The organism is Mesorhizobium sp. M0227 (assembly GCF_040321855.1).
Lineage (GTDB): Bacteria > Pseudomonadota > Alphaproteobacteria > Rhizobiales > Rhizobiaceae > Mesorhizobium.
On record NZ_JAMYSJ010000023.1, the window covers coordinates 1 to 11,545 of the forward strand.

The following is an 11,545-nucleotide window of genomic DNA, read 5'->3' on the forward strand; positions in this document are numbered from 1 at the left end:
CGGCGTGCCGTTGACATGCGTCACCGTCGCGCCGTCGGCGCCGGCGACGAAGTCCAATGTTCCCGTAAGCGCTGGGGCACCTTCCGCAATCGACTGCGAGGCTTCATCATGCGCCGTCGGCACGTCGTCAACGATCTTGACGGATAGCGTGGCGTTGGCGCTCTGCAGATCCTGGTCGGTCAGCGTGACGGTGAAGTTCTCGAACAGGTTATTGGTGCCCTGAATGGGATCATGCGCCTCGTTGTCGACCAGCGTGTAGGTGTAGCTCACCTGGCCGGTGGCGGCATTGTAACCCGTCACGTTGAGTGTGTTGCCGAGCGCGGTGGTGAACGAGCCCGCGGTGAACACGCCGTCGGTAATGAAGGCGTTGCCCTCGATTGCCAGCGAGTGGATGCCGTCGGGCGAGGAGATGGTGAAGGTGCCGGCGCCGATTTCCGCCGTGCTTGCCGGATCTGAGCCAGGTCCGCCCGGCGTGCCGACATTCAATGCCGCTTCGTTGACGATGACGTCGCCGCCATTGGCCTCCGGCGTCAGGTCGGTGATCACAGGCGTCGAGTTGCCGATCGAGATCGTCAGCGTGGTGTGCGAGGTGTCGCCGTCGCCGTCCTTGATGGTGTAGGTGAAGACGTCGTTGACGCCGCCAGGCGTGCCGGCGTCGCGCACATAGGTATAGCTGCCGTCGCTGAGCAGCGTCAGCTTGCCATATTCACCCTGGAGAGGGTTGTTGAGCGTGGCCGTGCTGTCCAGATCGACATTCGTCGTGCCCTTGGCAACGCCCACCACGGTCGCGCCGTCGGCGCCTTGGGTATCGGCAACGCCGTCTGTCGTGTTGGCGTCGACGACATCGGTGCCGCCAACCAGCACATTGCCCGTCGCGGGGCCGAATTGGCCCGCCGCAATGCTGTCAATATCGGCAACCGCCGTCGGCACGTCGTCGACGATGGCGACGGCAAAGGTGGTGCTGGCCGAATCGCCGTCGACATCCGTGACAGTGATGCTGAAATTGTCAGGAACCGTATCGGTGCTCGGATCATAGCCGGGTGTCTGATCCGTGTGGGAGACCGATTCGGTCACCGTGTAATTGTATTCGATGGCACCGGTGCTCGGATTGAAGGAGACGATCGTCAGGAAGCCGTACTGCCCTTGTATCTGATCGCCGACGGCGGTGACGGTGACGCCATTGATGACAATCGACCCAATTCCATCCGGCGCATCGATGTTGATCGTTCCAGTGCCGGACGTTTCAGCATCGCTTAGCGCGTCACTGCCGGGCGACTGATTCTCATCGCCATCAAGGCCTGTTTCACTGGCCGCTTCGGATGGGGCAAGCAATGACGTGGCCGTCACTGTAACCTGCCTGTCGACGATCGAGGGAAATAGCTCGCGCCGCTCCAGAAGCCCGAACTGCAAGGCCGTCGGGGGCAACAGGGCCGACAGGTCGAACCCGTCGCCGATGCCGCCGGGGGGAACCGAGAAGTCTCCGCCCGCGCTTGAATTCGAACCGCCCGGGCCGGCCGATATGGAACCGTCGGCGCCGAAGGCGACATCGACATGGCTGGCTTCGAGTGCCGCCAGCAAAGCAACGCGCGGCACCTCGACGTCGCCGATGATGAAGGTCGGCACGTTCAGGGCGCCATCCTTGACCACGATCACCGAGCCGTCGGCCTGTTCGAGCAGAAGGTTTTGGCCATCGACCTTGATGTTGTCGATGGAGGCGTTGGCGGGAAGCCTCACCACATGGCTGGCGTCGGCTACGTATTCGTGCGGCGCAGCTGCCGGCGGTGCCTTTGCTTCCGCGGGGGCTTCTGGCTTGACAGGCGCTCCGCCGCCGACATCGACCGGCACCGGTTCGGACGCTGCCGGCGCGGGCTGCGTCGAATTTGCCTGTGCGACCCGGATCTCCGCCGGCGACGCCTGATCGGCGTGTTCATTGGACGCGGAATGCTCGTTCAAGGAAGCCGAAAAGCTGTCCAACTCGATATTGTTCGTCATGGCTGAAACCCCTCCGATATTTACCGGATAGAGACAGCGGCCACTTCTACTTTGCAACTGCCCCCTAATCTATTTCATATATTATGATATGCATTGCCCGGCATTTTTTACACGTGGTAAACCGCAACAATATAACCTGATATATGTTGGTTTCTGGAGGTCTGGTTGACGGATGACTAGTCGGGATCTTTTTGGTGAACCAAAGTATAAATTTGAATAAAATTTTAGACAAACTGGATAAAGACAGTTGCTGGATATTTATCCACCTTCCTTTCCAATAATTTGAGACAAGATTGGTAGCGTCCACAGTCAAAGGTGGGCGTTATGAAAAAGCAAAAACCAGTTCCGGGAAAAACCCGGCTCCAGATGCTCCTGCTGGCAATCGGGCTTGTCGGCCTGGCGGGGCCGTCATTCGCGAGCGATATCGCCGCATCCGGCTGGCCTCAGGAGAAGGTCCAGACGCCGCCCTGTCTCGGCGGTGTTTCGCTGGCGAGGCCCCAGCCCAGGCAGCCTGCGGGCGCTTACCGGATCGGTCAGGTCATCAGCAGCTATGGCCCGGCAGATGCTGACCGCGGGGATGGCTCGTCAACGGCGCGAGATGACGCCGGGATAGATCCGGTGCAGACCGCGTCGATCATTCCGGGGGTCTTCGGATCGGTTGCCTTGTCCATGCGCAATTTTCCCGTCGCGGCGCGCTGGGCGCCCGTGTACCGGGCAATCACCGCTTGTTCGGCGGGCAGCCCCTGCGAGCGCAAGAGCACAGCTTTTGCCGGCATGGTCGCCGCCGCTCAAGGCAAGGGATTCAGCGAGAAGCTGTCCTTCGTCAACAGCAGCGTAAATCGCCTGATCGCCTACAGGAAAGATAGCGTCGTCTACGGCAAGCTCGACTATTGGGCGAAGCCTTCGGAGATTCTCGAGCGGCGAGCCGGCGATTGCGAGGATTTTGCCATACTCAAGATGACGGCCCTGCTGAGGGCCGGCATTCCAACGCAGAGCATGGCGCTGGTTGTTCTCCAGGACCGCAAGCGAGGCTTCTTTCACGCAGTGCTGTCGGTGAGCACAGGCAGCGGCACCTTCATTCTCGACAGCCTCAGCAACACTGTCGTGCGTGACAGCGATCTCCCGGATTACGTTCCGCTCTACTCGTTCAGCACGGACCGGGCCTGGATCCACGGTTCAAGACCGGGCGGAGCCCAGATGGCTGACATCAAAGGCGGTATCGCAACCGTCGCACCTGGCGAAGGTTTTCAGCCGTAAGTTCTCGTTGGATTGGTGGTGATTCAGCCGCCGAAGACGAACGCCATCAGCAGCTCCGGCTCGAGCACCGGAGCCCGCACCGCATTCAATTGCCCCCGGTATCGACGATCACCCGCGCCGATGACAAAACCGGTGGCCACCGGCGATTCGCCATTGGCATCGAGCCGCGCGAAGATGTCGGCCACGTTGAGGTCCAGCGCCAGCTTGAGGTCGTGCCGTGCGTCATCGCTTGGGGCGATCGGCAATTGACGTTTGACCAATTGCTGGAACGGCGCGTTGAACGACAGGATCTTCTTCGACGATGCCAGCGCAAAGGCTGGTGACGGGCAAGCGACCAGTATGGCGTTGATGGTGTTGATCGATGCAAGCCTTCGCAAGGTCAGGTTTTCATCCGCCAACCCACGCATGCAGGCCACCCGGATCGCGGATGTCAAATTGCCTGTCTGTGCCTGGCTTTCGGCGATCTCGTCGATGAGCATGCCGATCGTGCATTTCCTGCGTTCGGCCATCTGCTTCAGCGACAACCAGAATGCCCGCTCCAAGCGGATGCCGCGTCTTATGCCGCCACGCGCCACGACCCGAAATTCAAGCCCAAAATCCTCGGCCGCGACTGGCGGAAGCAGTCGCTCGCCATCAGGATGAGGGCTGGCGCTACCGCTCACTCATTGCCTCCTCGCGCGCCTTGTTGATCGGCTTCAGGAGGTAGTGCAGGATCGTCTTGCGCCCGGTCTTGATGTCGACCGAGCAGATCATGCCGGGAATGATCGAATAGGCCTTGCCGTCTCTTTGAAGGGTCGATTTGTCCGTCGCCACGCGCACCTGATAGTAGGGTTCCCCCGTTTTCTGATCGACCAGGCTGTCGGCTGTGATGTTGGAGACCTTGCCCTCGATGCCGCCGAAGATCGAGAAATCATAGGCGGTGACCTTGATAAGGGCCTCCTGGTCGGGACGGATGAACGCGACATCCCGTGGCGAGACCCGTGCCTCCACCAGCAACGTCTCGGAGGTCGGCACGATGCCGGCGACGACGGCGCCGGGCTGGACGAAGGCCCCGACCGTGTTGAGCTCCAGCGTGTTGACGATGCCATCCACGGGAGACCGGATATCGGTGCGCGCGACCTTGTCGGTGGCCCCCCTTATGGTTTCATCCACCACCGAAAGTTCCGCCAGCGCCTGGGTAAGGTCGTCCAACGCCTCCTGCTGCAGTTGCAGGCCGAGTTCCTCGACCTGCAGCTGGGCTTCCGTGATCGCGGCCTTGGCTTTCTTTATTGTTTCGCCGGCCAGGTTCAGCTGGCCGTTGAGTTCGGTCTGTTCGCGCTCTACCCGGAGCTGCTCGGTCCTTGCCATCAGGCCTTTCTTGACCATCGCGTCGACCAGTTTCGCCTCCTGGTCGCTGACGACCAGGTTCTTGGTCAGACGGTCGGAATTGGCCACCGCCTCGGCCAGTTCCCTCTCGCGCTGATCGAGGCGTGACTTGAGCACGGACAGCTTGTTGTCGAAGTTCCCGCGCCGGGCAATGAGCAGCTTCTGTTCATTGTCGCAGATTTGCGGAGCGACCGACTGGATGTCCTGCGGGCACGGAAATGGGCCCGAGAGATTGCCGGCCTGTTCGTATTTCAGCCTTGCTATGCGCACTTCCAGCGCGCGCGCCTTGGCCTGCTGCTCGCCGAGACTGGACGTATTGAGCGTGTTGTCCAGACGAATGATGAGATCGTTCTTCTTGACGACCTGGCCAATCGTCACGGCGATTTCCTGAACGACACCGGCTTCACTCGCCTGGATGATCTGGGTCTTGGAAGCGGGTATGACCTTGCCGTCGCCGCGTGCGATCTCATCGACTTCGGCAAAGGACGCCCAGGCGACAAAGACCACGAAGAGCGCTCCGATGATGAATATGGACGCCGACGCAAACAGCGGCGGTCGATCTTCCCTGGCAAGCATTTCCCACGCCCCAACGCATTGGATGCAGCAATAATTGTTTTGTCAGGCGCTTGTTTTCTGCAACGCCTGTATGACTTGGTCCTTCGGTCCGTCGGCAACGATCTTGCCCCGTTCGATAACGATCAGGCGGTCGGCCAGCTCAAGCATGCTGAACCGATGTGTGGAGACGATCAGCGTCGTGTCGCGGTCGAAAGCGACTTTGAGCTGCTTGATCAACTGGCGTTCCGAGGCAAGATCCATCGAGCCCGACGGCTCATCCAGAAAGACGATTTTCGGTTTGGTCAAAAGCAGGCGTGCGATCGCCACGGTCTGCCTCTGGCCGCCGGAAAGATTGGTGCCGCGCTCGCCGACATTCATGTCGTAGCCGCGCGGGTGGCGTGAAACGAAATCGTCGACGCCGGCCGCCTTTGCAGCTTCGATGATCTGTTCGTCCGTAGCCTCGGGGCATGCCATCAGGAGGTTTTCCTTGATGGTGCCCGAGAACAGGTCGCCGGCCTGCGCAACGATGCCGACCGCGGCGCGAACCTCGGACGGGTGATACTGGCGAATGTCGATCCCATCCAGCAGCAACTCACCGGACGTCGGCAGGAAGAGCCGGCCGATCAGCCGCCCCATCGTCGTCTTTCCCGATCCTATGCGGCCGATGATGCCGATCCGCTCCCCTGGCTTCACCGAGAAATTCAGGCCGGTCAGAACCTCGTTCTCCGAGCCGGGATAGACGAACCCGACATTCCTGAACACCATCGCCCCCTTGCGAATGGGGCGGTTGACGAAACCCACCGTGTCAGGTCGGTCTTCCGGTTGAGCCATGATCGAATTCACCATTCTCAGCGAGAGCATGGCCTGGCGAAACCGGGACAACGTTATGGCGATCTGGCCGAGCGGCGCCACGGCCCTGCTCGCCAGCATCACCGTTCCTATGATTGCTCCTGTCGAAACATGCCCTTCCGAGAAGGCATAGGCGCCGGCCACGACCAGGGCGACGGTCACCAGCTGTTGTATGGACTGGGTGATGTTGCCCGCCGCCGCCGAAAGCTGCTTGATCTTCTCGGACGTGTTGGCGGCGTTCTTGGAGTGCTCCCCCCATTTTCGCAGCAGATACGCCTCGGCGCGCAGCGACTTGATCGTCTCCAGCGTCGAGATGGATTCGACCAGCAGTGCCTGGCGCTGCGATGCTTCGTTCATCGAGGCGGCGACGCGCTTGCCGATGCGGCGCTGGGTGACCAGGCCGACGATGACGGACATCACGAAGGCCAGCGCCGGTATGATCACCAGCCAGCCGCCAATTGCATAGATCACAAGGAGAAAGACGAAGACGAATGCCGTGTCGATGAACACGCTTATGGTGTTGGAGGTGAAGAACTCCCTGACGAATTCATATTGCGTGACCCTGTTTGCGTATTCACCGGTCGATCCGGGGCGCGCCGACAGCGACGAGTTCAGCACTTTCTCGAACAGCAGATAGGATATTCGGAGATCCGCCTTGCGCCCGGCATAGTCGATGAGGGAGGCCCTGGCCGTCTTCAAAAGCAGGTCGAACAGGATGACCGCACCGATGCCGAGAGCCAGCACCCACAGTGTCGATATTGCCTTGTTCGGCAGGATCCTGTCGTAGACGTTCATGGTGAAGATCGGCGAGGCTATGGCCAGCAGATTGATGAACACCGCCGCCAGGACGACTTTCGAATAGGTGCGCCAGAAAGCGCCCATCGTCCCCGTGAGCCAATGTCTCCGCTCGATCCTGGCCGCCGAGCCGACCGACATGGTCTCGGCGGCATTGGCGTAGGTGATCGAGAAGGAAGCGCCGCCGCTGATGTAGCTGGCGGCCAGTTCCGATCGGCCGATCGCGGTGCGGCCGTCTTCCTGGGGCGCGGTGATATACGCATCGTCTTCGCCTAGAGCGAGCAGGGCAACGGGCAATTGGCTGACGCGAAAGACGATTGCGGGCAGATCGATACGCCCCCTGAGAAAATCCCGGTGGTTGAACTCGGTGACTTCCAGGCCGATGCGTTCGGCAAGGTGCCTGATGTCGTCGACCGCAATTCGCGTGTCCGAGAGCGGCACGCCGGCAAACAGCACGGTCTCCGCGCTCGGCCTGCCGAGATATCCGGCAACGGCTGAGAAACAGGCCTTGAACGCCTCCTTGGGGGAGAGGATGTTGGGTTGCTGGTTCACGATCTGCCCGTCAGGACGCTCGCTGGGCCTTGCGTCGTCTTACTTCTTCCTCACCGGGGCGAGAATATCGAATGGCAGGTCGTTCTTCTGCTCCGATGGCGTCCGCGCATAAGTTTCAGTGTCCGCGGTTTCCGGTGCTGCGAACTCGGTGCGTGCATAGGCTGTCGCTTGCTTTGCCGGCTGAAGGTTCATCGTTTTCAGCAACTGTCCGGTCGCGGCCAGAAGCCGGTACTGGGCAAACAGCGATGCGTAGGACGCGGTATCCGCCAGCGTTGCCGTGTTGAACCGCGTATTCTGCGCATCCAGCACGTCGAGCAGCGAGCGCTGTCCAACCTTGAACTGCTCGCGATAGGAAGCGACCAGCTTCTCATTGGCGGCGGCTTGCTGCCTCAGGGTCTTTGCCAGATCGGCTTGCCGGAAACGGCGATCCCATGACGTGCGAACGGCTTCCTCGATTTCGCGCTGCACCTGATGCAGCGCCAGGCGCTGTTCGCTGGTGCGGCGGATCTGCTCCTGCTCGTTGGCCTTGTCAATACCACCGCGGTAGAGATTCCACCGCAGGACCACGCGCGCCTGAAGGTCGCTGGTGTCGCCATCGTCGCCGTCAATGTCAGTTCCCGCCCGGGCGCGACCTTCAGCGATGATGGAGGGGCCGAATTTTGCCCGTGCGGCATCCACGAGGGAAGCCGCCGCGTCGATGTCGCTGTTGGCCATGTGCACGCGCGGATTGCTTTCGCGCGCCAACCCTATTGCCTCGTCAAGCGATCGCGGGAGCGCAGCCGAGACATCGCCCGGCCTCGATGGGCTGGTCAGTGGCTTTCCGACGGTCTTGAAGAAGCGGATCTTGGCCGCTTCCAGTTCCTCGGTCGCCTCCTGCATGCGCGCCTTGGCGGCAAACAGCCGTTCCTCGGCCTGCTGCCGGTCGGCCTCGTTCAGCGCGCCGCCCGAAATGCCTTGCCGGATGTCGCCGAGAATTCCCTGGTGGAAGCCGAGATTTTTCTTCGCTTCGACAACGATCGAAGCCTGCAGCATGTATTCCAGATAGTCCTGGACAACGGACAGCCCGATGAATTCGGACCGTTCCAGCACCCGGAACGAAGCGCCATCGACGCGCGATGCCTGACGGTTCAATTCGGCCCGCCTTGCGCCGCTGTCATAAAGCGTCTGCGAAACGGTAAGATCCGTTTCAGCCGGATAGAGCGCGTCGTCTTCGATGGAAAGGGAGCGCCGGGATGAATTGTCGAGCCGGCGAACGCCGGCCGATGCCTCGACATCGACACTGGGAAGATAAAGGCCCTTGGCCTGCCGCAACTCGAACTCGATTGCTTCGCGATTTTCGATCGCCTGTCCAATCTCGGGATTGGATTCCACCGCGACAGCCATCGCCTCCTTGAGCGTAAGCGCATGAGCACTCCCGCAGGTCAGCATGGTGGCCGCCATCAAAAGACCAAGGCGCCTGCCTATGGTCGACATGTTTGTCGTATTCATCAATCCCACCCTAACGTTTCCCCAGCGTCCTTTTCAGAGCGCTAACCAAGCCAAGGCCTGCCCGTCGGTGGATTATTCACAAATTCACGAAATATGTGAGCGATTATTGATTTAGAGGTCGCTAAATAGCCTTTTTGGGCAACAAGGCTGCGAGATGTAGCAAAAATAGCACATAACGTCGGCTCGCTCCGGTTGTATCCGGACGCCGCACTCTGCGGGATAGCCCGAAAAACGGCAGGTCAGTGGGCCGATATGGCCAGAATCATGCCATGTGGGTATGGCGGCTGTTGATGACCCAACCTGAAGTTGAGCCATTTTCAGGTACGCCCTCTCGGCAGCCGCCCCAAAATACTCCGTCGCGGCGGCCGGCGTGCGCGTCATGTCGCTGATTGCGGCCAAAAGCTGGGTCAGCGCGCACCCTAATTTGCGCTCAACGCCACCATGCGGTCGAGCGCCGCGGTCAGGCCGCGAAGCGAGACCGGGAAGCTCAGCGGGGTCTCGGCGTCCGTCGTCACATTGAGCTTCAGCACCGAGCCTCCCCTCAGCTTTCCAAGCGTCGGCCGATCGACGGTAAAGACGGAGACGCAACCCGTTGGCAGGCAGGTCCTGAAGCGCTGCGGGGACAGTGGCGGCTGATCGTCGATCTGCAGCGTCACGCCCGGGTCGAGCAGGATGCCGAAGGGCAGAAGCAGGGTAGCCGTCGTCGAGCCGTCCGGTCGTGCCGCGATCTCCACGGCAAGAAGCCTCTGCCCGTTCTGCTGGACCTGATCTTGCGCGAGCGAGCACACTCTCGCCTTCTCTCGAACCGAGCAGGTCACACTCCAGTCCTGATAGACTTCACGCAGCGATGAGGGTCCATCCGGGACAGCCGCCACCTGTTGCTGGGCGGACACCGGCGACATCAACGAGAATAGAATTGCCCCACATGCGGAGACGGCCTTCGGGCCAAGCTTCATGTGCAGACCCACTCGCGGATCTTGCATTTCTCTCCCGCCGCCTCGCAGGCCTGCAAAGCGAGATCCTCCGCTTCGCGACGGGTCTCGGCCGAGTTCACGCCCCAGGGCGTGAAACGGTTCTCCACCTTGTCTGCCACGGCGAGTGCACCGCAGTGCTTGTAGGGAAAGCCGGTCTCGTCGTCATCATTCCAATGGCGGTGGTTGCGGAAGACGGTGACGACGTTGCAGGCCTTTCCGCCCGCGTTCTCGCAATATTTCTGTGCGATGTCCTTCGCTTCCTGCCGCTTGTCGGCGCCCCAGAAGAAGCCGTATTTGGTATCGGCCTGCGAATAGGCAATGGCCGCCCAGATGCCTTTTTCCTCCTGTTGCGGCTCCGGTGGGGCCACAAGGTCGGCCGAGACGACTTGTCCGCTCCACAACAGGGTCAAGCCCAAAACTGCCAAACCCTGCAATCTCATGGTCGGCATCCTTTCCTTAACCTCAATCGCTTCGCGTCCTACTTCGCCGCCGAAGCGAGGGAGATCACCACACAGCTTTTGCCCGTCGGCAGGAGAAGCGCTTCGCCGGCATTGCCGCCGAGCTCGTAGACCTCGACTTGCCCGAGATGGTCGGTAATCTTGCTGCCCTGCGGCAGGATGGATGCGATGTCGGCGCACGGGCTGGCGAATGGCGCCACCCGCACCATCGCCCCTTCGCAACCCGTGGCGGTGGGCGATGCGAAGACGATGCCGGCGGCCGGTCCGCTATAGCGTTCCGACGCATAGTCCATGCCGACAAAGGCCTGAATGGCGTGCTTGTCGGCGGCCTGGTCGTTCCACAGGGATTTGACGCTGTATTTCGTGCCGTTCGTCAGAATCTGTCCGAGCGCCGGATAGACGGTCGAGCAGGCCTGCACACCGGCCTGCTTGACATGCTCGAGGAAGGGCGTGTCCGGAAGTACGGGGGCCGCCGCAGTTTCTGCGGGTGCGGCCGTCGCGCCGCCGACCAGATTGGCGATGGCGGCATAGTTCCCTGCGGCGAAGCCAAGGCCCGCCACGACCAATCCCAGAAGTGAATATCCGGCCACGCGTGGCCAGCGCCGCCTTGGGGACTCGGCCCGCCTCTGCCGATCCGCCTCGACGGTCGCAGTGCGTTTCGCGGACGTGAACTGGTCCTGCTGGCTCATGGTGATGCCCCGGTTATTTGAGTGGTGAAAGGGCCTCTGACAGCCCCTTGAGCGTTGCGGTCACGGTGATCGTCTGACCGTCGACCGTCGAATAGGAGATCGCCGGTGTCGCATTCTGCGATATCTGTCGGCGCATGACGGGGCCTACCGGCAACATGCCGACGCAGACCATTTCGTTGCAGCCGTTCAGGTGCACGTCGATCGGCTGCTTCTGTCCATCGAACCTCAGCGACACCAGACCATCGCTCCTGGCGTTCGGAGCGGTGCGCAGGATCATGTACGGCTTGCCGTCCTGGGTGGCGGCGAGCGACCAGCTGAAAGCCATCTTGCCTGATGCGTCCTCGATGATCTGCGAGACGTTGCAGACCTTCTTGCGAGCCTTGAGGTTCTCGTCGCAGATCAGCGTCCAGTTATCGAACGGGCGGATGGTGCGCTGATAGTCTCCGAGCTTCACCTCGGGCGGCACCACCACGTCCGATGGCTTGATCCTGTAGGTCGACGCGGCCTGCCCGGCGGCCGGCACGAGGCCGCCGCAGAGCGCCAGGCAGGTCAGGGCAACAAGTCCTTTCAT

Annotated in this window: 9 protein-coding genes and 1 pseudogene; 1 reads left to right on the forward strand and 9 read right to left on the reverse strand. The window is 61.2% G+C overall.

What is annotated here, in order from left to right; translation table 11 throughout:
* Positions 1 to 1,992, reverse strand: a pseudogene (locus NKJ00_RS24695) (hypothetical protein); the annotation flags it as partial.
* A 324-nt stretch (positions 1,993 to 2,316) separates the two neighbouring features.
* Here NKJ00_RS24695 and NKJ00_RS24700 point away from each other — a divergent pair.
* Positions 2,317 to 3,249, forward strand: a complete 933-nt coding sequence (locus NKJ00_RS24700) for a transglutaminase-like cysteine peptidase (protein ID WP_352585625.1) — start codon at positions 2,317 to 2,319, stop codon at positions 3,247 to 3,249.
* A 23-nt stretch (positions 3,250 to 3,272) separates the two neighbouring features.
* Here the strand turns inward: NKJ00_RS24700 and NKJ00_RS24705 are convergent, their stop codons facing one another.
* From NKJ00_RS24705 to NKJ00_RS24740, 8 genes are all read right to left on the reverse strand, one after another.
* On the reverse strand, positions 3,273 to 3,911 hold the full coding sequence (locus tag NKJ00_RS24705; RefSeq protein ID WP_128304952.1) for a ribbon-helix-helix domain-containing protein: 639 nt from the start codon (positions 3,909 to 3,911) through the stop codon (positions 3,273 to 3,275).
* Complete coding sequence (locus NKJ00_RS24710) at positions 3,901 to 5,190, reverse strand: HlyD family type I secretion periplasmic adaptor subunit (protein ID WP_128304951.1); 1,290 nt, start codon at positions 5,188 to 5,190, stop codon at positions 3,901 to 3,903. The genes NKJ00_RS24705 and NKJ00_RS24710 overlap by 11 nt, the downstream gene beginning before the upstream one ends.
* 42 nt (positions 5,191 to 5,232) lie before the next feature.
* On the reverse strand, positions 5,233 to 7,365 hold the full coding sequence (locus NKJ00_RS24715) for a type I secretion system permease/ATPase (protein ID WP_023809953.1): 2,133 nt from the start codon (positions 7,363 to 7,365) through the stop codon (positions 5,233 to 5,235).
* A gap of 39 nt (positions 7,366 to 7,404) precedes the next feature.
* Positions 7,405 to 8,853, reverse strand: a complete 1,449-nt coding sequence (locus NKJ00_RS24720; RefSeq protein ID WP_352441933.1) for a TolC family protein — start codon at positions 8,851 to 8,853, stop codon at positions 7,405 to 7,407.
* Between the two features lie 419 nt (positions 8,854 to 9,272).
* Positions 9,273 to 9,809, reverse strand: coding sequence for an invasion associated locus B family protein (locus tag NKJ00_RS24725; protein ID WP_352441932.1), 537 nt, complete (start codon positions 9,807 to 9,809; stop codon positions 9,273 to 9,275).
* Positions 9,806 to 10,267: a DUF4189 domain-containing protein gene (locus NKJ00_RS24730; protein ID WP_352631606.1), complete on the reverse strand. Its 462-nt coding sequence runs from the start codon at positions 10,265 to 10,267 to the stop codon at positions 9,806 to 9,808. Before NKJ00_RS24730 ends, NKJ00_RS24725 begins: the two co-directional genes overlap by 4 nt.
* A gap of 38 nt (positions 10,268 to 10,305) precedes the next feature.
* A complete protein-coding gene (locus NKJ00_RS24735) occupies positions 10,306 to 10,974 on the reverse strand; it encodes a hypothetical protein (protein WP_023809957.1) in 669 nt (222 codons plus the stop codon).
* 13 nt (positions 10,975 to 10,987) lie between these two features.
* Positions 10,988 to 11,545: an invasion associated locus B family protein gene (locus tag NKJ00_RS24740; RefSeq protein ID WP_352441930.1), complete on the reverse strand. Its 558-nt coding sequence runs from the start codon at positions 11,543 to 11,545 to the stop codon at positions 10,988 to 10,990.

What these genes read in the sequence shown, in the direction of transcription:
- NKJ00_RS24735 (WP_023809957.1), bottom strand. Translation starts at nt 10,974, where the DNA reads ATGAGCCAGCAGGACCAGTTCACGTCCGCGAAACGCACTGCGACCGTC.
- NKJ00_RS24720 (WP_352441933.1), bottom strand. Translation starts at nt 8,853, where the DNA reads ATGAATACGACAAACATGTCGACCATAGGCAGGCGCCTTGGTCTTTTG.
- NKJ00_RS24740 (WP_352441930.1), bottom strand. Translation starts at nt 11,545, where the DNA reads ATGAAAGGACTTGTTGCCCTGACCTGCCTGGCGCTCTGCGGCGGCCTC.
- NKJ00_RS24725 (WP_352441932.1), bottom strand. Translation starts at nt 9,809, where the DNA reads ATGAAGCTTGGCCCGAAGGCCGTCTCCGCATGTGGGGCAATTCTATTC.
- NKJ00_RS24730 (WP_352631606.1), bottom strand. Translation starts at nt 10,267, where the DNA reads ATGAGATTGCAGGGTTTGGCAGTTTTGGGCTTGACCCTGTTGTGGAGC.
- NKJ00_RS24710 (WP_128304951.1), bottom strand. Translation starts at nt 5,190, where the DNA reads ATGCTTGCCAGGGAAGATCGACCGCCGCTGTTTGCGTCGGCGTCCATA.
- NKJ00_RS24700 (WP_352585625.1), top strand. Translation starts at nt 2,317, where the DNA reads ATGAAAAAGCAAAAACCAGTTCCGGGAAAAACCCGGCTCCAGATGCTC.